This window comes from Actinomadura sp. NPDC049753 (genome assembly GCF_040674655.1).
GTDB lineage: Bacteria > Actinomycetota > Actinomycetes > Streptosporangiales > Streptosporangiaceae > Spirillospora > Spirillospora verrucosospora.
Map to the genome: position 1 here is coordinate 1 of NZ_JBFARL010000085.1, position 21,938 is coordinate 21,938.

General features: G+C 72.8%; 20 protein-coding genes and 1 pseudogene. 8 read left to right on the forward strand and 13 right to left on the reverse strand.

Features of this window, described 5'->3' with window-relative positions; all coding sequences use genetic code 11:
* A pseudogene (locus tag AB0K37_RS22000) lies at positions 1–217 on the forward strand (aromatic amino acid lyase); the annotation flags it as partial.
* Between the two features lie 3 nt (positions 218–220).
* On the opposite strand, the gene AB0K37_RS22005 reads toward AB0K37_RS22000, so the two are convergent.
* The gene (locus AB0K37_RS22005) at positions 221–1,231 is read right to left on the reverse strand and encodes a LacI family DNA-binding transcriptional regulator (protein ID WP_363983931.1); all 1,011 of its coding nucleotides are present in this window, start codon (positions 1,229–1,231) and stop codon (positions 221–223) included.
* Between the two features lie 182 nt (positions 1,232–1,413).
* Here AB0K37_RS22005 and AB0K37_RS22010 point away from each other — a divergent pair, with 182 nt between their 5' ends.
* Positions 1,414–1,938: a cysteine dioxygenase family protein gene (locus AB0K37_RS22010; RefSeq protein WP_363983933.1), complete on the forward strand. Its 525-nt coding sequence runs from the start codon at positions 1,414–1,416 to the stop codon at positions 1,936–1,938.
* Positions 1,939–2,029: 91 nt separating this feature from the next.
* Here the strand turns inward: AB0K37_RS22010 and AB0K37_RS22015 are convergent, their stop codons facing one another.
* Complete coding sequence (locus AB0K37_RS22015; protein WP_363983935.1) at positions 2,030–3,244, reverse strand: hypothetical protein; 1,215 nt, start codon at positions 3,242–3,244, stop codon at positions 2,030–2,032.
* Entirely contained in the window at positions 3,159–4,310 is a 1,152-nt protein-coding gene (locus tag AB0K37_RS22020; RefSeq protein ID WP_363983937.1) for an acyltransferase, read from the reverse strand. The genes AB0K37_RS22015 and AB0K37_RS22020 overlap by 86 nt, the downstream gene beginning before the upstream one ends.
* A gap of 201 nt (positions 4,311–4,511) precedes the next feature.
* On the opposite strand from AB0K37_RS22020, the gene AB0K37_RS22025 reads away from it, so the two are divergent.
* Complete coding sequence (locus AB0K37_RS22025) at positions 4,512–5,291, forward strand: SGNH/GDSL hydrolase family protein (protein WP_363983939.1); 780 nt, start codon at positions 4,512–4,514, stop codon at positions 5,289–5,291.
* 3 nt (positions 5,292–5,294) lie between these two features.
* On the opposite strand, the gene egtD is transcribed toward AB0K37_RS22025, so the two are convergent.
* The 4 genes from egtD to egtA all read right to left on the reverse strand — a co-directional run bounded on the left by egtD (position 5,295) and on the right by egtA (position 9,632).
* The gene (gene egtD / locus AB0K37_RS22030) at positions 5,295–6,251 is read right to left on the reverse strand and encodes an L-histidine N(alpha)-methyltransferase (protein ID WP_363983940.1); all 957 of its coding nucleotides are present in this window, start codon (positions 6,249–6,251) and stop codon (positions 5,295–5,297) included.
* Between the two features lie 73 nt (positions 6,252–6,324).
* Positions 6,325–7,059, reverse strand: a complete 735-nt coding sequence (gene egtC, locus AB0K37_RS22035) for an ergothioneine biosynthesis protein EgtC (protein WP_363983941.1) — start codon at positions 7,057–7,059, stop codon at positions 6,325–6,327.
* Positions 7,060–8,424: an ergothioneine biosynthesis protein EgtB gene (gene egtB, locus AB0K37_RS22040; protein ID WP_363983943.1), complete on the reverse strand. Its 1,365-nt coding sequence runs from the start codon at positions 8,422–8,424 to the stop codon at positions 7,060–7,062.
* Entirely contained in the window at positions 8,421–9,632 is a 1,212-nt protein-coding gene (egtA, locus tag AB0K37_RS22045; RefSeq protein ID WP_363983945.1) for an ergothioneine biosynthesis glutamate--cysteine ligase EgtA, read from the reverse strand. The genes egtB and egtA overlap by 4 nt, the downstream gene beginning before the upstream one ends.
* 255 nt (positions 9,633–9,887) lie before the next feature.
* On the opposite strand from egtA, the gene AB0K37_RS22050 reads away from it, so the two are divergent.
* Positions 9,888–11,144 (forward strand): hypothetical protein, encoded by a 1,257-nt coding sequence (locus tag AB0K37_RS22050; protein WP_363983947.1) that lies wholly within the window; start codon positions 9,888–9,890, stop codon positions 11,142–11,144.
* A gap of 6 nt (positions 11,145–11,150) precedes the next feature.
* Here AB0K37_RS22050 and AB0K37_RS22055 read toward each other — a convergent pair whose 3' ends face one another.
* A complete protein-coding gene (locus AB0K37_RS22055) occupies positions 11,151–11,828 on the reverse strand; it encodes a rhomboid-like protein (RefSeq protein ID WP_363983949.1) in 678 nt (225 codons plus the stop codon).
* A gap of 24 nt (positions 11,829–11,852) precedes the next feature.
* Positions 11,853–13,472 (reverse strand): MFS transporter, encoded by a 1,620-nt coding sequence (locus AB0K37_RS22060; RefSeq protein WP_363983951.1) that lies wholly within the window; start codon positions 13,470–13,472, stop codon positions 11,853–11,855.
* 140 nt (positions 13,473–13,612) lie between these two features.
* Here AB0K37_RS22060 and AB0K37_RS22065 point away from each other — a divergent pair, with 140 nt between their 5' ends.
* Positions 13,613–14,281, forward strand: coding sequence for a TetR family transcriptional regulator (locus AB0K37_RS22065; protein ID WP_363983953.1), 669 nt, complete (start codon positions 13,613–13,615; stop codon positions 14,279–14,281).
* A 123-nt stretch (positions 14,282–14,404) separates the two neighbouring features.
* On the forward strand, positions 14,405–15,832 hold the full coding sequence (locus tag AB0K37_RS22070) for a glutamate decarboxylase (protein WP_363983955.1): 1,428 nt from the start codon (positions 14,405–14,407) through the stop codon (positions 15,830–15,832).
* 65 nt (positions 15,833–15,897) lie between these two features.
* On the opposite strand, the gene AB0K37_RS22075 is transcribed toward AB0K37_RS22070, so the two are convergent.
* From AB0K37_RS22075 to AB0K37_RS22085, 3 genes are read right to left on the reverse strand one after another with little or no spacing between them, the layout of a single operon-like run.
* Positions 15,898–17,070: an acyl-CoA dehydrogenase family protein gene (locus AB0K37_RS22075; RefSeq protein ID WP_363983957.1), complete on the reverse strand. Its 1,173-nt coding sequence runs from the start codon at positions 17,068–17,070 to the stop codon at positions 15,898–15,900.
* On the reverse strand, positions 17,071–18,177 hold the full coding sequence (locus AB0K37_RS22080; protein ID WP_363983959.1) for an acyl-CoA dehydrogenase family protein: 1,107 nt from the start codon (positions 18,175–18,177) through the stop codon (positions 17,071–17,073). It lies immediately after the preceding gene.
* Positions 18,178–19,797, reverse strand: coding sequence for an AMP-binding protein (locus tag AB0K37_RS22085; RefSeq protein WP_363983961.1), 1,620 nt, complete (start codon positions 19,795–19,797; stop codon positions 18,178–18,180). It abuts the gene before it with no gap.
* 238 nt (positions 19,798–20,035) lie between these two features.
* Between AB0K37_RS22085 and AB0K37_RS22090 the strand changes: the two genes are divergently transcribed.
* Positions 20,036–20,656 carry a TetR family transcriptional regulator gene (locus tag AB0K37_RS22090; RefSeq protein WP_363983963.1) on the forward strand — a complete coding sequence of 207 codons (621 nt, stop codon included), beginning with the start codon at positions 20,036–20,038 and terminating at the stop codon, positions 20,654–20,656.
* A gap of 103 nt (positions 20,657–20,759) precedes the next feature.
* The gene (locus AB0K37_RS22095) at positions 20,760–20,993 is read left to right on the forward strand and encodes a DUF397 domain-containing protein (RefSeq protein WP_089314270.1); all 234 of its coding nucleotides are present in this window, start codon (positions 20,760–20,762) and stop codon (positions 20,991–20,993) included.
* A 55-nt stretch (positions 20,994–21,048) separates the two neighbouring features.
* Here the strand turns inward: AB0K37_RS22095 and AB0K37_RS22100 are convergent, their stop codons facing one another.
* A complete protein-coding gene (locus tag AB0K37_RS22100) occupies positions 21,049–21,924 on the reverse strand; it encodes a hypothetical protein (RefSeq protein WP_363983965.1) in 876 nt (291 codons plus the stop codon).
* Between the last annotated feature and the right edge of the window lie 14 nt (positions 21,925–21,938).

Genomic DNA, 21,938 nt, shown 5'->3' on the forward strand with positions numbered 1-21,938 from the left:
CGCCGTCGCCGCCTACCGGCTCGGGCTCGGCTGCGAGCTGGTGGCCGCCGTCCGCGCGCTGCGGATGCAGGGGCGGGCGCCCTCCGGCGGGCCGCTGCGCTCGGCGTGGGACATGGCGGGCGCCGTCCTCGACCCGCGGATCGAGGACCGGCCGCTGGACGCCGACATCGCCGCCGCCGCGGACCTGCTGCCGCACCTGGCCCGGCTCCACCCCTGACCCTCAGCCCGCCGGGGCCTCGCCGGTCGAGGCGCGGACGCGCAGCGACGGTTCGCGGACGACGCGGCGCTTGCGCGGCTTGCCGTCGATCACGTCGACGATCAGCCGGACGGCGGAGTGGACGATGCCGTCGACGTCCCACTCGACGCTGGTGAGCGGCGGGGACAGCAGCGCCGACATCGGATGGTTGTCGTAGCCGCAGACGGCGACGTCGCCGGGGACGTCCAGACCCAGCTCGCGGGTGGCGGCGTAGACGCCGTAGGCGATGGAGTCGGCGAAGCAGAAGACGGCCGAGGGGCGGCCCGGGCCGCCGAGCACCCGCAGCGCGACCTCGGTGGACTCGGCGAGCGACTGCGGCACGACCACGACGTCCACCGACAGGCCGAGCCGCTCGGCCTCGGCGTTGACGTGCACGTCGGCCGGGCGGTCCGGCGTGCTGGCGAGCGTGGGGGTGAACACGGTGAGGCGCTCGTGCCCGAGCGCCCGCAGGTGCTCCAGCGCGAGCGTGACGCCCCTCCGGTTGTCGAAGACGACCTCGCCCTGCGCCTGGCCGCCGTGCAGGGCGTCGCCGATGGACACGACGGGGATCGCGGCCGCCAGCTCCGACCACAGCGCGGCGGACGGGTCGAGCGGCTGGACGATCAGGCCGTCCACCCGCTGGTCGCGCAGCCGCCTGGCGAGGGCCAGCTCGCGCTCGGGGTCGCCGCCGGCGTCCACGATGAGGGCGTAGCGGCCGCGGGCGAGCAGCGCCCGCCCGATGCCGACCGCGAGGGACTGCTGCCAGTAGTCCTCCAGCGAGCCGCACAGCAGGCCGACCTGGTCGGTGCGCCCGCTGGCCAGCGCACGCGCGATCGGATGGGCCTCGTAGCCGAGCTCGCGGGCCGCCGCGCGGACGCGCTCCTGCGTCTCCTCGGAGGTCTGGATGCCGCGCAGCGCGTAGGACACGGCCGCGGGCGACAGCCCCGTCGCCTGCGCCACTTCCCGGATGGTCGCGCGCTTGCGCTTTTCCGACATCCCTCCAAGCCTAGAGGCCGCCACCGACAGAGCACGGCATCCGCCCTTGACGGGAGCGTCACTGAAGCGGTTCACTGAAACGGTTAACTGATGCGGTTCAGAAGTCCTGGCCAGGCGCTTCGCGCGGTGTCCCGGGCGTAACGGACCGTCTCCACCCACGATTTCGGAGAGGAGCGAACCCCATGTCTTCCGAGGTCCTGCCCCGCCCCAGCGGCCTGGAGCGCCTGCCCGGGCGCCCCCTCGACAAGCGGGAACTGCGGGAGCTGGTCGACGACCTGGCCGAGCGGCCCGGCGTGTGGCGCCCCCATGTCGCGTTCCCCGAGGGACGCCGCCACTACGTCTCCCTGCACAGGGACGAGCACGTCGACGTCTGGCTGCTCTGCTGGACGCCCGAGAACGACACCGGCTGGCACGACCACGACGTCTCCTCGGGAGCCGTCCGCGTCGTCGCCGGCGCCATCGAGGAGAACAACCCGCGCATCGGCGGCGAACCCCTGCGGACCGTCATGCGCGAGGGCGCGTCCTTCTGCTTCGGCCCCGAGCACATCCACCGGCTCACGGGGGTGGAGGACGCCAGCGTCTCGATCCACGCCTACTCGCCGCCGCTGTGGCGGCTCGGCCAGTACTCCATCGACGAGTCGGGCGTGATGCGCCGGACGCCGGTCAGCTACACCGAGGAACTCCAGCCGTCGGACGAGGACGCCTGACCCGCCCGAGCCGGTCCGAAGGGGCCCCTGGCGGGCCCGTCCGGGGGTGACGGGCCGGCCAGGGGCGGCGCGTCCGGTCGAAGCCCGCTCACTACGACCGGACGCCCATATCTCTCCCAGCGCGGGCGGTCCCGAAAGTGTCACACCGCCGTCCGAAATACCGGTCGCTCAGCGCACAGACCGCGATGACGGCGACGAGACAGGAAGCCGCGCCCCTCAGCAGGCCGGCCTCGTAGTAGGTGTCCGTGACCAGGCGGACGGTGGCGTAGCCGACCGCGGCTCCCGTGAGAAGCGCCACCGCCGCCTGCGCGGCCCAAAGTCCGGTACGGGCCGTTCCGACGCCGGACAGCACGTTCCGCAGAGCGCATACGGCGGCGATCACGCAGACGAGGAGCCCGGCCGCCGCCGCCAGGAGCGGTGTTCCGAAGTTCACTCCGTAGCGGATGGCGAGCGCCGGGACGAAGAAGAGAAGCAACCCCCACCGCAGTCCGCTGATGACCGATGCCAGAGCGACACCCGTCTCGCCTGGTCTCAGACGGGGTGCCGCCCAGCGTGCCCCCACGATGACGCAAACGGCGACGGCCGCACCCGGTAGGCGTCCGCCCAGATGACCGAGGTTGTACAAGAGCGCCGTGTCATACACGGTCAGCACCACCTGCCCCAACGCCCACACGGATCCGGCGAACAGGAGCATCTGCGGGAACGACGGCTCGTCTGCACCGGAGTCCTCCTGCGCCGCCAGCCAGCGCAGCAGCAAAGGCGTCAGCACAGCCGAACAGGCCCGGATCACGATGTCGTCCACCGTGTAGGGGTTGTGCAGATCCCACTCGACCATGCAGCAGACGAACGTGTAGGAGAGCGACGCGGCCCACACCGGCCACGAGTGCGCCAGGCGCCGGTACAGGCCGCGATCCAGCCACCGCAGCACCGTCACATACGCGAGCAGAACCAACGGCAGTTCGAGGAACGCCTGCACGCGAAGGACGGACGGGGCCAGCGACTCCGGCGCGGGGAAGCGTTCCGCCAGGCCGCGCACGGCTCGGCCGTCCTCAAGCGCGAACCATCCCTCGGGCAGATACTTCGCGACGAACGAGACGTCTCCGCCGTGAACCCGCAGCACGTACACGGTGAAGAGCACTTGGTTCAGATAGACGAGCCCCACGACGAGGCAGAGAAACGCCTCCGGACGGGCCCAGCGCCGCCCCGCCCCGGGCGGAGGGTCATATGCGCGCCGCGTCCACCGGGGCGCGATCGCGAGGCTCACCGCCGTCGAGGTCAGCACCGCCCCGTCCACCCCGATCGCCACGAGCGACAAACGTAGACGGTTCCTCAGGCGGCCGCATGGGCTTCAGCGACGCCGCGAGCCGGGCCCGCATCCACGCCGCGCCGGGGCGTTCCACCAGGCGGTGCACGGCGTAGGCGGCCAGCAGCGAGCCCCCGATGACCACCGCCAGCGCCGTCCAGCGGTCGAGCCCCGGATACACCGCGTCCAGCAGGGGAAGCGCGAGCTGGGAGTGGACGAGGTAGAGGGGGTAGGTGAGCGCTCCGAGGACGGTCAGGCCCCGCCAGCGCAGCCGGTTCAGGCGGCCGGTGGCGACAAGGATCATCACCGCGAAGATGCCCGTGATGACGGCGCTGACCACGGTCTCGTCCGCGCCCCGGAACACGTTCTCCGCGCGCCAGGCGCCCCAGCGCAGCGCGATCAGGTAGGACGCGGCCACGTACCCCCAGAGCAGCAGCGTCGGGCCGAACCGGTGGATCATGTACAGCGCCATGCCCGCGATGAAGTAGCAGCTCCAGGTCGGGACCAGCATCACCTGGAGGATCTTGCTGTCCGCCTCGTCGGCGAAGACGCCGCCGAGCATCCAGGCCGCCATGAAGATCAGGCAGGAGCGGTAGGTGATCCCGATTCCCGCGAGGACGGCGGCGAGCACGTAGAAGTGCAGTTCGACCCAGAGTGTCCAGTAGACGGCGTCCACGTTCCGCAGGCCGAGTCCGCCCTGCAGCATCGTCAGGTTCGGGACGATCAGCCCGGGCACGCCGTGCCCCATCCGGAACACCGCGTAGACGGCGGCGCCCAGCAGCACGCTCACCCAGTACGCGGGCATCAGCCGCACGAGACGCGAGATCCCGAACTCCCCCGGGCCGCGTCCCCACGCGCTCATGAGGATCACGAACCCGCTGATGACGAAGAACAGGTCGACGCCGAGGTACCCGAACCGGGTGACCGGCGCGAGCTCGGGGAAGACCTCCTGCGAGGGCGCGGGCCATGCCCCGGCGCCGCCGAATCCCGTGAAGTGGTACAGCACCACCGCCATCGCGGCCGCGAAGCGCAGCAGGTCGAGTTCGCGCAGCCGTTCCCGTCGAGTCACCGCGGAACCCTCCCGTCGCCAGGTGGCCCGGTCCGATCCGCCGGGTGAACGGCGGATGTAGGGAAGGACGCGATTCGCCGCGCCGCGCCGCGGCCGTGTCGTCGCCGCGCCGCGGTGACGGGATGGTCGCGGAGTGCGCGCGTGGGAGGCGCGAGGTCAGTAAGATACGGAGGCGTCCCCCGATCTCGTTGGTGGTACTCCATGACATCTCGCCGCGCCCGACGCGGCGCGGCGACCCGGATGCTGTGCCTATGCCTGGCGGCGGTCGTGTCGCTCGCCGGAAGTTCCCTGCTCGCGGGGTGTTCCCTGCTCGCGGGCTCGGTGCACAAGCCGGCCGCGGCGGACGGTCCGAAGGACGGGGCGCGCAAGACCCCGCCCGTGGTGATGTTCCTCGGCGACAGCTACACGGTCGGCGACCGCGGCGTCGAGCCGGAGTCGACCTACGCCTCCGCGACCGCGCGGCTGCTCGGCTGGCAGGTCGTCGTCGGCGGCCGGTCCGGGACGGGCTTCGTCCAGAAGGGCCGCGGCCCGCACGCGTTCCTCGGCCTGTACGAGAGCCAGCTCGGCTGGCGCCCGGCGCCCGACATGCTGATCGTGTCCGGCGGCCACAACGACTGGCGGATCCCCCCGCCGCAGGTCGCGGCGGCTGCGCACGTGCTGCTGGAGCGCGCCCGGCAGCGCTGGCCCGGCACCCGCCTGGTGCTGGTGGGCCCGCTCTGGGGGACGGGGACGCCGCTGCCCGGCGCGCTCGCCGTCCGGGACGCGCTGAAGAACCTCGCCCGGCAGCTCGGCATCCCGTTCGTCGACCCGATCGGCGAGGGCTGGATCACCGGCGACCTGCTGACCGGCCAGGGCAACGCGCCGCGCCTCATCAAGCGGGACCGCACCCATCCGACGCCGGCGGGCCACCTGTACGTGGCGACCCGCCTGGCGGCGGACCTGAAGCGGATGGGCCTCGCGCACCCCGCCCGCAAGGGCTGAGCGTCAGCGCGACGCGGGGCGCGCGAGGGTGAGGGAGAAGTCGCCCGCCTCGTCGGTCCAGAACTCGGCGAGCTCCATCCCGGCGGCGCCGAGCTCCGCCTCCAGCCGCTCCCGCCGGAACTTGGCGGAGATCTCGGTGCGCATCTCCTCCCCCTCGGCGAACGACACGTCGAGGTCGAGGCCGCCGACGCGGACGTCCTGGGCGCGCAGCGACCGCAGCCGCATCTCGATCTGCTCCTCGGCCGCGTTCCACACCGCGACGTGCCGGTACGCGGCGGTGTCGAAGTCGGCGTCGAGCTCCCGGTTGATGACCGACAGGACGTTGCGGTTGAACTCGGCGGTGACGCCGGCCGCGTCGTCGTAGGCGCGCACGAGCCGCTCCGGGTCCTTGACGAGGTCGGCGCCGAGGAGGAGGAAGTCGCCCTCGTCCATGGTGGCGCGCAGGCCGCCGAGGAACCCGATGCGCTCGGCGGGCGGCATGTTGCCGATCGTCCCGCCGAGGAAGGCGACGAGGCGCCGCTCGCCGCCGGGCAGCAGGTGCAGGTGCTGCTCGTAGTCGGCGGCGACGGCCCGGACGGCCAGGCCGGGATGGTCGGCGGCGATCCCGGCCGCGGCCTGCTCCAGGAAGTCGCCGCTGACGTCCACCGGCACGTAGGTGCGCAGCGTGCCGGCCAGCGCGTCCAGCAGCAGCCGGGTCTTCTCCCCCGAGCCCGCGCCGAGCTCCAGCAGCGTCCGGGCGCCGGTGGCGGCGGCGATGCCGGGCGCCCGGGCGGTGAGGATCTCCCGCTCGCGCCGGGTCGGGTAGTACTCCTCCAGCCGCGTGATCTCCTCGAAGAGCGCGCTGCCCCGCTCGTCGTAGAACCACTTGGGCGGCAGGGTCTTGGGCGTGCCGGAGAGCCCGTCCCGGACGTCCTGGCGGAGCGTCTTGGCGAGGTCGTCTGCGGTCAGGAACCGGTCCACGTGGGTCTCCTTCGGAGGCTGGCTGTCGTCGGGCTGTGCTACGGGGTCGGGCTGTGCTTCGGGTCGGGCGGTCTCAGAGTCGGGAGATGCGGACGCCGGTGGCGAGCCCGGCGGTGACGAGCGAGCGGTCGGGCACGCGGCGCCACGCGGGGTCGCCGTCCAGCGGCTCGGACGCGATCTGGACCGCGTCCCCGCCTTCGCGGACGAACAGCGAGTCGCCCCAGGTCGTGGCGGCCAGGGACGTCCCGTCCGAGGCGAGCAGGTTGTAGCGGCCGGGGGCCAGCGCGGTGATCGCGCTGACGACTGCGGCGAGGCCCTCGCCGAGCGCCGCCCCCTCCCGCCAGTTCCGGACGGCGAGGGCGAACAGCGGCGCGGAGTCGACCGGGGCGCGGGCGTCGGGGACCTCGGCGATGTCCCCGGCCAGTTCCCGCAGCTTGGACTCAACGCCGCCGTAGCCCTCGACCTTCCCGTTGTGGCTGAACAGCCACCGCCCCGCGCGGAACGGCTGGGCGCACGACTCGTCCACGGGGAACCCGACGGTCGCCGACCGCAGCGCCGCGACCGCGCACGACGCCCGCACGGCCCCGGCGACCTCGCGGAACGACTGGTCGGTCCAGATGGGCTGGGCGCGGCGGAAGCGGACGGCCGCGCCGTCCTGGTACCAGCCGACGCCGTACCCGTCGGCGTTGAGGATGGCGCCCTGCGTCATGCGCGGCGCGTACGACTGGGTCTCCAGGGAGTGCTCCCCCTCGTAGATGAGGGAGTGCAGCGTCCGCTCGGGCCCCAGGTAGCCGAGATGGCGGCACATCTAGCGGGCCACCCCCGTCGTCGGCACCGCCGCCGGCTCCGCCGACCGGGCACAGCGGAACCCGGAGAAGATCTGCCGGCGGATGGGGTAGTCCCAGTTGCGGAACGAGCCGCGTATGGCGAGCGGGTGCGTCGCCCAGGACCCGCCCCTCAGCACCTTGTAGTCGGGCCCGAAGAAGACCTCCGAGTACTCCTTGTATGGGAACGAGCGGAAGCCGGGGTAGCCGTGGAAGTCCGACGAAGTCCACTCCCACACGTCCCCAAGGAGGCGCCGCACACCATACGCCGACGCGCCGGCCGCGTAGGAGCCCGTCTCGGACGGACGGAGCGTCCGCTGTCCGAGGTTCGCGCGGCCCTCTTCGTAGACGTCGCCCCACGGGTAGCGGCGTGACCGCCCTGCTGCGGGGTCCCAGCGGGCGGCCTTCTCCCACTCGGCCTCGGTCGGCAGCCGCTTCCCGGCCCACCGCGCGTAAGCGTCCGCCTCATACCAGCACACGTGCTGGACGGGTTCGCGGGGCGGGACGGGTTCCGACCGCCCGAATCGGCGACGCGACCACTGTCCCCCTTCACGCTCCCAGAAAGCTGGGGCGCGCTTGCCGCCGCTGTTGCGCCACTCCCATCCGGCCGGGTCCCACCAGCGCGCGTCGTCGTAGCCACCGGCCTCGATGAACGCGATGTAGGCGGCGTTGGTGACCGGTTCCACGTCGATGTAGTACGCGGGCAGGTCGACGAGGTGGACGGGGCGTTCGTTGTCGTACGCCCATGGTTCGTCCGACGTCCCCATCTGGAAGGGGCCCGCCTCGATGAGCACTTCTTCGGCGCCGGACGCCTCGCCGGGCACCTGGAGCGGCTCCGCCTTGGGGTCGAGGAGGGCGGGGGCGCCGCGGCGCAGCTGGTGGGTGGCCAGCATGGTCTCGTCGTGCATGTGCTCGTGCTGGACGACCATCCCGTACACGAACCCGCCCGACGTCAGCGGATCCTGGGTGTCGAAACGCACCGACGACAGCGAGTCGAGCACCTTGGAGCGGACCGTGCCGATGTAGGACCGGGCCTCCTCCGGCTTCAGGAGCGGCAGCGTCGGCCGCTCCGCCCGCGGATGCTCGAACGCGTCGTACAGGTCGTCGATCTCGGGGCGCATCGCCTCCTGCCCGGCGGCCGCGCGCAGCAGCCACAGCTCCTCGTAGTTGCCGACGTGCGCGAGGTCCCACACGAGGGGCGACATCAGCGGCGACACCTGCGCGGTGAGACCGTCCTCGTCGAGGACGTCGGTGGTGAGGCGCAGGCTGCGGTCGCGCACCGCGCCGAGCTCGTCGGCGATCAGTTCCTTCAGGGCGGCCTCGTCGGCGGCCGGGCCAGGCGAGCTCATGTCGGATCCTCCATCGGACGGGTCGGGGACTCGGCGGGCCGGTCGTCGGCGGGACTGCGGCCCTGCAGGACGTACCGGTGGGCGTACTCCTCGACCAGGGGGGCGAGGCCGGGCGCGCCGAGCCGCGCGAGCGCCTCCAGCGCCGCCGCGAAGCACGCCCGCGCGGCCCTGGCCAGGGCGGGGTCCGACAGGCCGTCGCGGGCCGCCGACGCCCACCGGTGCGCCACCGGTTCGACCGCGGCCTCGGCGGCGCGGGAGGCGGCCGGGTCGTCCAGCAGGGCGGTGGCGACGGCGACGGGCACCGGCCAGTACGGGCCGGGCAGCGCGTCGATCATGCGGAGCTCCAGCCAGCCGCGCGGCCGGACCGGCGGGAACAGCGTGGACAGGTGGTAGGCGAGGTCGTCCTCGCCCGGCTCCCCCTTGGCGAGCCACTCCAGGAAGGACATCCCGGGGGCGGACACCCATTCGCCGTCCGGGGTGTGGACGAGCATGACCTGGGCGTCGAGCGCGTACCGCGTCCACGCCTCGGCGGGGTCGCCGTCCGCCCCGTCCCGCAGCACCGGCAGGGTGCGGCACGGGTCGAGCTCGGTCCAGATGCCCTGCCGGGACGAGCGCATCCCGGTGCGGCGGCCGGCCCGCAGCGGCGAGTTGGCGAACGCGGCGACCAGCACCGGCCCGAGCGCGTGCACGAGCCGCCAGCGGCGGGCCGCGTCCGCGTCGTCGGCGCCGATGTCCAGGTTCACCTGGACCGACGCGGTCGAGCACATCATCGCCAGCCCCGCGTCGTGGAATCCGCCCGCGCAGAAGTAGTCCCGCATGCACGCGTACCGGGGGTGGTCGGCCTGGAACCGGGGCGCGCGGAGGGGATCGACGCCGTGCCCGGCGAGCGCGAGCCCGTCCGGTGCGAGCGCGTCCCGCACGTGCGCGATGTCCCGGCCGAGCGCGGCGGCCAGGCCGCCCAGCGTCCCGAACGGGGCGGAGCTGAGTTCGAGCTGGCCGCCCGGTTCGTAGGTCACCTTGCTCCCGCCGGCCGGCGGGCCCGCCCCGTCCACGAGGGCCCGGACCCGCTCGGCGGGCACGTGGGCGGCCGGGTCGCCCGCGTCGACCACGAGCCACTCGGTCTCCGCGCCGACCGTCCCGGGCGGGCCGGTCTTGAAGCAGACGCCGCGAATGTGCTGGTAGACGTCGTCCACTGTGAGCCGGGTCACCATTGACTCCTCAGGTAATTCGATAACGGGTTCGAACCTTCCCTGCTGAACCGGATCAGGAATCAGCGGTTTTTCGGGAAGTTTCTTAAATCTCCGTGAACGTCACCGTCCGCAGCACTCACTGCTACCTTCCGTGCTATTCGACGCAGTGTCCGATTCCTGGCTTCTCATGAGTCGACCCGAGCCGCTAGAGTCCCCTGGCCAGCGATATGCACGTTTTGCCGGAAGTGAAACCGGACGGAGACGGGGGGTCACATGGGCGGAGACCTGGGCTCGCTCTACGACGCGCACGCCGACCGCCTGTACGCCTACTGCTGGTCGCTCGTCGGCGACCAGCTCGCGGCGGCGGCCGTGGGCGAGACCTTCAGCGCGGCCGTGCACCAGCCGCCGCGCGGCGACAGCGTGCTCTGGCTCTACTCGCTCTCCCGGACGGCGTGCGCCGAGCGCGGCGCCTTCACCGGCGAGCCGGCCGTCGGCACCGGCGGGCGCGGTCCGCTGTTCGCCGACCCCGACCCGCTGCTGCGCGCCGCCGGGAGCCTGCGCTCCGACCACCGCGAGGTCCTGCTGCTGTGGGCGGGCGAGTGGCTCGAACCGCACGACATCGCCCGCGTCCTCGGCCTCGCGCCGGACACCGTCGCGCAGTTGCTCAACGCGGCGCGGACGCGGCTGGAGCGGGCCGTCCTCGACATCCTGATGCGCGGCGCCACCGAGGCGCGGCTCGACCTCATCTCCGCGTTCGAGAAGGGGCGGCTGCCGCAGCTTCTCGCCCGGCGGGCCCCGGCGCGCGCGCCCGGCTGGCTGCGCGACCAGGTCCTCGCGGCCTGCGAGGAGGAGGCCGCCCGGCCGCTGCCGAGCGTCATCTCGCCGAGCCCGCTCGTCGTGATCGGCCCGGAGCGGGCGGACCGCCGCAGGCGCGGGGCCTCCGGCCTCGTCTCCAAGCGCCTCGGCGCGGTCGCGGGCGTCGCCGCGTCCGCCGCCGCCGTCATCGGGCTGCTGGTGTCCTGGCCCGCCGGCAAGGGCGGCAGCGCCGCCTCGCTCACGCCGACGGCGAGCAACGGGCAGACGCATCCGGCGTCCACGTCGAGCCGCGGAGTCCCGCAGGACCCGGCGCCCGGCCTGACCGGCTCCGAGCGCGCGGACGGCGGCGCGTCGAAGAACCCGGTGACCAGCGCGTACGGCTCGCCGCCGCAGCAGGCGGGCGGGTCCCCGGCCGGAGGCGCGGCGCCCGCGCCGCCTGCGCCGCCCGTGACGTCGCCGTCGAAGGAGCCCGCTCCCGAGAAGCCGCCGGCGTCCGGCACCCCCGCGAAGCCGGAGAAGCCGTCCACGCCTCCGGACGACGCGACGCCGACCACTCCCCCGGACACGCCGTCCGACCCGACCACCCCTCCGGACGACGGATCCACGGACCCGACGACGCCGCCGGACACGCCGTCCGACCCTCCGTCGGACCCGGGGACCCCGGCCCCGAGCCCGACCTCGAACCCGGCTCCGCAGCCGGGCGGCGAGGGCTGACCGGGCTCAGGCCCCGCCGGTCCCGGCGGCCGGAGGCACCGCGGGCACCGCGTCCAGCGGCGCGGGCCCGCGCCGGCGTTCGAGGAGCAGGAGCAGCCGCCCGGCGACCGCGCCGGTGAGCATGGCCACCAGGTGGCCGACGGCGGCGACCTCCAGCGTGAGCAGGCCGTCCAGCAGCACGGGCACGAGCGCGCACCACCAGGCCAGCGCGACCAGCCGGCGGACCCGCCCGTCCCCGTACAGGAAGGCCGCGACGAGCGCCGCGCACAGCACGTAGGACGGGCCGACGTCGGGGATCGTGCGGATGGAGTCCGAGAGCAGGCCCGCCTCCAGCCGCACCAGCGCGATCCCCTGGCTGACGAGCGTGCCGAGCACGTGCGAGGCCGCGACGAGGGCGACGGTCCGCAGGTTCCCGAACCGCCGGGTGGTGGGGAACAGCCCGATCGCCGCCGCGACGAGCAGCACGCCCTGCGACCCCTCGGCGACGAACGCCGAGGCGACCATCGTCCCGACCGGGTTGACCGCGAGGTTGGCCAGGTTGGTGCTGGCCCAGGCGATCACCGCCTGCCGCGCGCCCGGAGGCAGGACCAGCACCTGCACCATCCACACGGCCGCGAACAGGCCGAGGAACGTCAGCGGCATCGGATAGGACCTGAGGATCCGGCGAAGCCTCGCGAAACCCATCACACCGGCAGCCTAGACCGGGGCCTACGCGGCGACCGCGCCTTCGACCGGAGAGGTCCCCCGCCGCACCAGCAGCGCGGCGAGCACCGCGACGACCGCGACGGCGCCCGCCACGGTCAGGGACGTCTGGAAGCCGTCCATGAACGCGAGGTGGCTCCCGGTCGTGATGGCGTCGGCCGCCTCCTTCGACGTGCCGGGCGGGATGGGCGCCACCCCCTGCGAGACGAGCCCGCCCTGCCCTTCGAGCTGGTGGGCCGCGGCCCCGGGAAGGCCCGCGTCGGTGAGCCGCCCGAACAGCACGTCTCCGACCCTGGTCGACAGCAGCACGCCCAGCACCGACGTGCCGAGGACGCCGCCGACCTGCGAGGCGGTCTGCTGGAGGCCGCCCGCGACGCCCGCGAGGTGGGCCGGCGCGTTGCCGACGATGGCCTCGGTGCCGGCCACGATGACCATCCCGAACGCCAGGCCGACCAGCACGAACCACGGCCACAGCTGCACGTACGGGGCGTCCACCCCGATGCGCGACAGGCCGAACATCGCGGTCGCGGTGAACGCCATCCCGAGGACGAGCGGCACCCGCGGCCCGAACCGGCTGGTCAGCGCGCCCGCCACCGGGGAGGCGACGATGAACACGCCGGTCATCGGCAGCATCCGCACGCCCGCGTCCACCGGGCTCATGCCGTGCACCTGCTGCAGGTACAGGGTGATGAAGAAGATCGTCCCGAACATCCCGAAGAAGCCGAGCACGATGAGGCCGGTCGCCGCCGACAGCGACACCGACCGGAACAGCCCGAGCGGCAGCAGCGGGCGCTCCACCCGCAGCTCGTTCCAGACGAACGCGGCGAACAGCACGACGGACGCGGCGAACGACACGAGCGGGACGGTGTCGCCGAACCCGTTCTCACCGGCCTTGATGAGCCCCCAGACCAGGGCGAACAGCGCGCCGCTGAGCAGCGCGACGCCCGACAGGTCGAACGAGCCGGCGGCCTCCTCGTCCCGCGACTCGCGGATCACCCACAGGCCGACGAGCAGCGCGACCAACCCGAGCGGGGCGTTCAGGAAGAACACCGACTCCCAGTTGACGTTCTCCACCAGCAGCCCGGCGACGATCGGGCCGCCCGCGATGGAGATCCCGACCGTGGACCCCCAGATGCCGATCGCGGCGTTGAGCCGCTCGGCCGGGAACGTGTTGCGCAGCAGGGCCAGGCTCGCGGGCTGCAGGAGCGCACCCGCGAACCCCTGCACGACCCGCCAGAAGATCACCATGCCGAGCCCGCCCGAGAGCCCGATCAGCACCGACGACACGGCGAACCCGACGACGCCCGCGAGGAAGGTGCGCTTGCGGCCGAACCGGTCGGCGATCTTCCCGGCCGGGATCAGCGTGACGGCGAGCGCCAGCAGGTAGGCGTTGGTGACCCACTGCAGGCCGGACAGGCTCGCGCCGAGGTCCTTGGCGATCGCGGGGTTGGCGATGGACACGACGGTCGCGTCCAGCCCGACCATCATCACGCCCAGCGCGACCGCGATGAGCGTGAGCCAGGGATGCCCGTGCCCCGCCCTGGCTGGACGTCCGCGCGCCTGGTCGCGCGGCGGTATGTGGACGGCGCCCGGTTCGAGGGTCTCGGCGCCATGGGATTGAGTCATCATCGACCTCCGGCTTGGTATGGGCACAAACTGTCATGACATGACAGTTGTCGTCAACTGCCCTTGGCGTGCGTGCGACATGTTTCACGTCACGACATTCCCCGCTCGACGGACGATCGCCGGGCGATTACAATGCGCGCATGACCGCGACCGCCCCCGAGGCCGGCACGTCCGGCCCCGGCTCCCAGCCCCCGGGCAGGCGCGAACGCAAGAAGCAGCGCACCCGTGAGGCGCTCGTCGACGCCGCGTTCACCCTCTTCGCCGAGAAGGGGTTCGACGCCACCACCGTCGAGGAGATCGCCGACGCCGTGGACGTCTCGTCCCGCACGTTCTTCCGCTACTTCGCCTCGAAAGAGGACGTCGCCCTCACCTTCCAGGAAGAGCAGACCCGCGCCGTGCTGGGCAAGCTCGCCGAACGCCCCCCGGACGAGCCGATCATGACCGCGCTGCGGCGCACCGTGGTGGAGATCGCGCACGCCTGCGAGGCCGGCGAGCTCGGGTTCGACCCCGGCCGCTTCGAGTGCATGCTCACGATGATGAGCGACAGCCCGACGCTGCTGGCGGGCAGCCTGGAGCACGCACAGAAGAAGCAGGCGCTGCTCACCGAGGTCATCGCCGAGCGGATGGGCCTGGACCCCGCCACGGAGCTGCGCCCGCACGTCGTCGCCGCCGCCACCACCTGCGCGTTCCAGGCCGCCGCCGACGCCACCCGCCGCCTCGGCGGGGCGTTCGCCACGCTGTCGGAGACCGTCGACCAGGCCTTCGCCATCCTGGAGAACGGTTTCGACGAGCCCGCCCCGCCCGCCTGACCCCCCCCGCCGGGCGACCGACCTGCGACGACACGCTCACGCGGTGTGTGCGCGGCGGCGCGGCGGGTACCTGACGTGCGGGACCGGGAGCCGCCCCGTCCCCGCACGGACGAGGAGGGCGACATGGCTCCGAAGCACCCGCCCCGCGCCGGGCGCGGCGGCCGCGACCTGGAGATCAACCCGATCTTCACCCGGGAGCCCCTGACGGTCCCGCGGAACCGGCTGCCCGCCGGGGAGATGGAGCCGTCCACCGCCTACCAGGTGGTCCACGACGAGCTGATGCTGGACGGCAACGCGCGGCTGAACCTGGCGACGTTCGTGTCCACGTGGGCCGAGCCGGAGGCGCGGCTGCTGATGGCCGAGTGCGCCGAGAAGAACATGATCGACAAGGACGAGTACCCGCGCACCGCCGACCTGGAGATGCGCTGCGTGCGCATGCTCGCCCGGTTGTGGAACGCGGACGACCCGCACCACGCCGTGGGCTGCTCCACCACCGGATCGAGCGAGGCCGCGATGCTCGGCGGCCTCGCGCTCAAGCGCCGCTGGCGGGAGCGGCGGCGGGCCGCGGGCGAGCCCGCCGACCGCCCCAACCTCGTCATGGGCGTCAACGTGCAGATCTGCTGGGAGAAGTTCGCGAACTACTTCGAGGTCGAGCCCCGCTACGTGCCGATGGAGGGCGACCGCTACCACCTCGGCGCGCGGGAGGCCGTGGAACTGTGCGACGAGAACACCATCGGCGTCGTCGCCGTCCTCGGCTCCACGTTCGACGGGAGCTACGAGCCCGTGGCCGACATCGCGGCGGCGCTCGACGACCTGCAGGCCCGCACCGGGCTCGACGTCCCGGTCCACGTGGACGGCGCGTCCGGCGCGATGATCGCCCCGTTCCTCGACCCGGACCTGCTCTGGGACTTCCGGCTGCCGCGGGTCGCGTCCATCAACACCTCCGGCCACAAGTACGGGCTCGTCATGCCGGGCGTGGGCTGGGCGCTGTGGCGGAACGAGGACGCGCTCCCGGACGACCTCGTCTTCCACGTCAACTACCTCGGCGGCGACATGCCGACGTTCGCGCTGAACTTCTCCCGCCCCGGGGCGCAGGTCGTTGCCCAGTACTACAACTTCCTGCGGCTCGGCTTCGACGGATACCGCCGCGTCCAGCAGGGGTGCCGTGACGTCGCCACCCGGCTCGCCGCCGAGATCGGCGGGCTCGGCCCGTACGAGACGCTCACCGACGGCGGAGAACTCCCGGTGTTCGCGTTCCGCGTCCGGGGAGACTCCCCCGGCTTCACCGTCTACGACGTGTCCGCCGCGCTGCGCGAGAAAGGGTGGCTCGTGCCCGCCTACAGCTTCCCCGAGAACCGCACCGACCTCGACGTCCTGCGCGTCGTGGTGCGCAACGGGTTCGGGCACGACCTCGCCGACCTGTTCATGGACGACCTCCGGCGCGCCACGTCCCGGCTGCTCCTGCACGAGCACGCCCACCGCGACCCGCGGGAGGTCGGCGGCTTCGCCCACGGCGCCGAACCGAAGAAGGTGCGGGCCAGGAAGGTCTGACCGCGGGGCGGCCCCGCACGGTCAGGCGGCGGACCGCCGCCTGACCCAGCTGACCCCCCGCGGCATCAGCGCGGCGCCCGGGGCAGCCCGAGGCCGATCATGGCGATCAGCTCGCGCTGGATCTCGTTGACGCCGCCGCCGAAGGTCAGCACGAGCGCCCCCTTGGCGAGCCGGTCCTGGGACTCCATGAAGTCCGCCGTCTCCGGGTCGCCCGGGTCGCCGTACCGGGCCAGGACGTCCCCGACGATCCGGCAGACCTCCTGCATCCGCTCCGAGGCGTAGATCTTGGTGGCGGACGCGTCGGCCGCGCCGAGCCAGCCGAGGTCCTGGTTGGCCGCCACCTGCCAGTTGAGGAGCTCGTTGGCGCGCAGGTAGGCGTAGACCTGCGCGACCGCGCGCCGCACGGCGGGCTCCTCGATGAGCGGGCGGCCGCCCGGCCCCCGGGTCGTGCGGGCCCAGCGCGCGAACCGGACGTGGGTGTGCCCGATGTTCCCGGCCGGCCCGAGCGTGACCCGCTCGTGGTTGAGCTGGTTGACGATGAGGTCCCAGCCCTTGTTCTCCTCGCCGATCAGCATGTCGGCCGGGACGCGGACGTCCTCGAAGTACGTCGAGTTCGTGTGGTGCGCGCCGTCCATCGTGATGATCGGCGTCCAGGAGAAGCCCGGGTCCGCGCAGTCCACGATGAGCATCGAGATGCCCTTGTGCTTCTTGGCCTCCGGGTCGGTGCGGGCCGCGAGCCACACGTAGTCGGCGTGGTGGGCGCCGGAGGTGAAGATCTTCTGGCCGTTGACGACGTAGTGGTCGCCGTCCCGGACGGCGGTGGTGCGCAGCGCCGCGAGGTCGGTGCCGGCGCCGGGCTCGCTGTAGCCGATCGCGAAGTGGCACTCGCCGGCGAGGATGCGCGGGATGAAGTGCTCCTTGTGCGCGTCCGACCCGTACTGCAGGATCGTCGGCGCCACGGAGTTCAGCGTGATCAGCGGGTAGGTGACCTCGGCGCGGGCGATCTCGGTGGCGAAGATCGTCTGCTCGACCGGGCCGTAGCCGCGGCCCCCGTACTCCTTCGGGAGCGCGACGCCGAGCATCCCGTCGCGGCCGAGCCTCCGGCAGTGCTCCAGGTAGGGCGGGCCGAACGGGTCGGCGCGGATGGCCGCGCGCTGCTCCGCGGTCAGGCAGTTCTCGAAGTACTCGCGCAGCTCGGCGCGCAGCCGCTTCTGCTCGTCGGTCAGGTCGATGAACATTCAGGCCTCCTGGGCGATGAGGGCGCCGAGCGCGTCGAGACGGTCCTCGCCGCCGCCGAGCAGATGCCCGCAGTGCTTGCCCCAGGCGAAGTACCGGTGCAGCGGGTAGGTGATGTCCAGGCCGATGCCGCCGTGCAGGTGCTGGCAGGTGTAGAGCGCCTTCACCACGGGATCGCACGCGTTGTAGGCGGCGATGGTGAGGACCTCCTCGGCGTCGTCCGCGCCCTGCGCGAGGCGCCACACGCCCGCCCACACGGCCACGTCCAGCGCGCGCTTGGCGATGTAGACGTCCCCGATCTGCATCGTGACCGCCTGGAACTGCGCGAGCGCCCGGCCGAACTGCTCGCGCGTCTTCGTGTACTCCTTCGTCAGCTCCAGCGCGCCCTCGATGACGCCGGACGCGACGGCGACCGCGCCCGCGACGGCCGAGCGGCGCAGGGTGTCCCAGGCGGCGCCGTCCGCCGTCCCGCCGAGCAGGGCGTCCGCGCCGACCCGGACACCGTCCAGGGCGACCCGCGACAGCGGCTCCGACGTCGCCGACGGCTGCCCGGTGATCGTCACGGCGGAGGGCTCCACGAGGAACACCCCGACGCCGCTCCCCTCGACGCGGGCCGGGACCAGGATCAGGGACGCCTCACGCGCGTACGGGACGAACGTCTTCACGCCGTCCAGCACGTGGCCGTCACCGTCCGGGCGGGCCGTCGCGGCGACCTCTCCGGCCGGGCCGACCTCGCGGTACGCGCCCGTCAGGATCGTCGCGCCCTCGGTGAGCGGGGCCAGCAGGGCGCGCTGCTCCGGCGTCCCGTGCGCCCCGATCGGGACGGCCGCCAGCGCGAGCGAGGCGTACGCCGGAACGGGCGCGGTGCGGACCCCGACCTCCCGCAGGATCACCGCCAGCTCGACCGGCCCGAGCCCGGCGCCGCCCGCGTCCTCGGGCAGCACGACGCCGAGCAGCCCCGCCTGCGCGAGCGCCTTCCACGTCACGTCGTCATAGGGCGCCTCGCTCTTCTCGAACGCCTCCAGCCGCTCCTGCGCGGCCTCCCGCGCGAGCACGTCCGCCGCGAGCCCCTTGATCTCTTGCTGGGTCTCGTCGAGGTTGAAGTCCACTCATCCGCTCCCTTCCAGCAGGTGCAGCCGGCCGCGGCGCTCGAACTCGTCCCGCAGCGCGGCCGCGTCCGCCGCGGTCATCGGGCGGTAGTCGAGGTCGCGGCCGGGCCGCCACCACACCGGGTCGTCGGTGCGCCAGCCCTCCCGGGCCAGCCGGCGCTTGAGGATCTTGTTGGAGGCGGTCGCGGGCAGCTCCCGCGCCACCCGCACGTACCGCGGGATCCACTTCGGTCCGAGGTCGGCGCGCCCGCGCAGGTAGCCCGCGAACGCGCCCGGGTCGAAGGCGTCGGCGGCGACGGCGAGCATCACCTGGTCGCCGGACGCCGCGTCCGGCACCCCGTACACGGCGAGCTGCCGGACGCCGGGAAGCTCCGCCAGAACCCGTTCCACCTGGACGGCGCCGAAGTTCTCGCCGTCCACGCGGAGCCGGTCGCCGCTGCGCCCGGCGAAGAAGACGTAGCCGTCCGCGTCGGCGTAGGCGAGGTCGCCGCTCCAGAACATCCCGTCGCGGAGCCGGTCGGGGGCGTCCTCCTTGTAGTACCCGTCGAACAGGCCGAGGTCGCCGGTGTTGACCAGCTCCCCCACGGCCTCGTCGCCGTTCACCAGGCGTCCGGCCTCGTCGAACACGCCGGGCGGGCACGGCCGGCCCGCCGGGTCGAGGATCGCTATGCCGTCGGTGAGCCTCCCCAGCGCGCCCTGCGGGCCGAACGGGTCGGGCGCCAGCGAGATCGCGGTCTCCGTCGAGCCGTAGCCGTCGATGACGAAACACCCGAAACGCTCACCGAACGCCTTCTGCTCCACCGGCGCCGCCTCGTTGCCGAACGCGAACCGCACCGGATTGTCGGCGTCGTCCTCCCCCGCAGGCGTGGCCAGCACGTACGAGAGGGCCTTGCCGACGTAGTGCAGGTAGGTGCAGCCGTGGGCGCGCACGTCCGGCAGGACGGCCGACGCCGAGAACCGGGCGCGCAGCACCAACTCGGCCCCGGCGGCCAGCGCGGGCGCGTACGCCGCCATGACCGCGCCCGAGTGGAACAGCGGCATCGGGCAGTAGACGACGGCCTCCGGCGACAGCATGCGCTCGGCGAGCATCTCGCCCGGCACGACCACCTTCCGGTGGGTGACGCGGACGGCCCGCGGCCGCCCCGACGTCCCGGAGGTGAAGATCAACATCAGCAGCGTCCCGGCCTCGATGGCCGACGCATCGGGGACCGGCGATCCCGCGAAGGGCGCGATCAACGCACCGAACGCGTCCACATCGACCACGGGCAGCCCGAGCGCGGCGGCCTTCCCGGCGTGCCGCGGCTGGGTCAGCACGAGATCGCAGTCGGCGCGCTCCGCGTCACCCGCAAGCTCAACGGCGCTCCGCGTCGGGTTCAGCGCCACGACCACCGCCCCCGACAGCGCCGCGCCCCCGAGGAGGAACACCACCTCGGGAAGGTTGTCGAGCAGGACGCCGACGTGGACCGGCCGGTCGGGGCGCGCCTCACCGCGCATCCACGCGGCGCGCGCCGCGCACTCGGCGACGACCTCCCGCCACGTCCAGGCCCGGCCGTCGTCGGCGGACCGCAGCCCGGGGCGGTCGTCGTCCGCCCGCGCCTCCAGCAGCGCCGCGACGCTCACCGGCCCACCTCCCCGCTCCGTCCCACGGCGAAAAAGTAGAACAGATTCTACTAAGTGTCCAGAGGGCCGATCTTCCACTCGCGCAACCTGGTTCGCCTGGGTGTCATGGGAAACCGGACGGGTAAGGGCAGCCGGAGACGAGATCGCGATGGGCTGATCAGATAACAGGTTCTCGCAAGAGCGGTACGCTTGGACGGACGCGTCGGGCGACCGGGCCCGCACAGAAGGGAAGGCGACCGTGACCGCAGAGCCGACAGTGACCGGGGACGAGACCCGGAGTCAGCCGGGCGGCCAGGGCGTGCGCTCCCGCAGCCAGCACCAGCGGCGCAAGCGTATCGTCCAGGCGGCCGCGGCGCTCGCATCGCGCGGCGGGATCGAGGCGATGCAGATGCGCACCGTGTCCGAGCGCGCGGGCGTCGCCCTCGGCACCCTCTACCGCTACTTCCCGTCCAAGATGGACCTGGTCGTCGCCGTCGTCAGCGAGGAGCTCGACCTCCTCGAAGGCAGCATCGAGCGCCGCCCGCCCCGCGCCGGAGGCGCCCCGGACCGCGCCGTCGAGGTGCTGATGCGCGCCACCCGCGGCCTGATGCGCGAGCCGGAGCTGGCCGAGGCGCTGATCCGCTCCCTCCTCCTCTCCGACGTCAAGACCGACTTCGGCGACCGCATGAGCGAGCTGCTCCTGCGCGCCGCGTCCGGCCCGCCGGAGAACATCCCCGCCGAGGACCCCCGCCGCCTCGTCGCCCGCGCCCTGTCCGGCATCTGGACCATGGAGATGATCGAGATGCTGCGCGGCAACGCCACCGCCGAGGAGATCCAGGCCCGCCTGGAGATCACCGCCTCGCGCCTCCTCATCGACTGAGCGACACGGGAGCGAACGGAGAGTCACCGTTTTCCCATGTGCCGCCCATGGGTTCCCCATTAGCCTTGGACCCGACAGGAGCCAGGACGAAGAAGGGGTGCCAGTGACCGGACAGGAACCGATCCTCAGCGACGGGGTCATCATCGAGTTCATCGATGGCAAGGACGTCCCCGTCCAGCACAAGGACTTCGGTGAGCGGGCCGTCGTCATGCGCGACGCCAAGAACCCCGAGGGCCCGATCCTCTACTTCACCGAGGCCGAGTGGGACGCCTTCATCGCCGGCGTCAAGGACGGCGAGTTCGACGACCTCCTGGAAGACCCCACCGAGGCCCCGTGACCAGCCGAACGCCCCCGGCACCCACCGGGGGCGTCCTCACTTGTAAAGGCGCGGCTCAGCCGAACAGCTGGTCGGCGTACTCGGCCGTGACGGCACGAACCAGCCACTGATCCAACTGCTCCTGGTCAGTGCAGGCCAGGACCCGCTCCCGCACCTCGTCCGACACCGAAAGCCCTCGCGCTTCGAGGACTTTGAGAACTGATTTCGCCTCGCCCGTGATCTCGCCCCTGGCCTGGGAGCGCAGAAACAGGTCGCTCTTGAACTCGTAATCGACGATGTCAGCTTTCACAAGTTCCTCCAGGATGCGACGCGCGGCCTTCGGCAGCGCGTTGAGCACGAGGTCAGTGTATAGGTCGGCGTTCTCATGGCCCGCGTTCTCGATGGCGACGAGGGCGGCGTGGGTGATCTCCATTGCCTCCTGGTCGGGAGTGGTGACGTTGGCCAGGGTGCCCACGATGGTCATCTCGGGCGCCTGCGCCGCCTGCTCGGGGGTGGCGACGAGGGGGCCCACACCGGGACCGACTACGAGCGGCCGGAGATCGAAGCCCGGATGGCCGATCTTGATCGACTCGCGGGCCCACTCGGCCACCGGGCGTTCGGGGCAGATGACGAGCAGGTAGCACGGGCAGCGCGTCCTGGCCCGGAGGGTGGTGAGGTACACGGGCCACGACCGGCGCTTCGCCGGGTCCTGGCGCTGCTGGACCTCCACGACGACGGCCATGCTCGGGCGAGCGGAGTCGCCTTCACAGATCTCGATGACGCTGTCGGCCCGGTAGGCGGTCGGAGCGATATTGGTGAACTCTTCCGAGACCGTCCTGATGGACAGATCCTTCGAGAGTTCGACATGGAAGGCGGCTTGGAGTAATTGGGCCACGACTTCCGGATTGTCCCGGATGATCTTTATGGGCCCTTCATGTTTGGCGGTGACCATGCACGGCAAGTTAC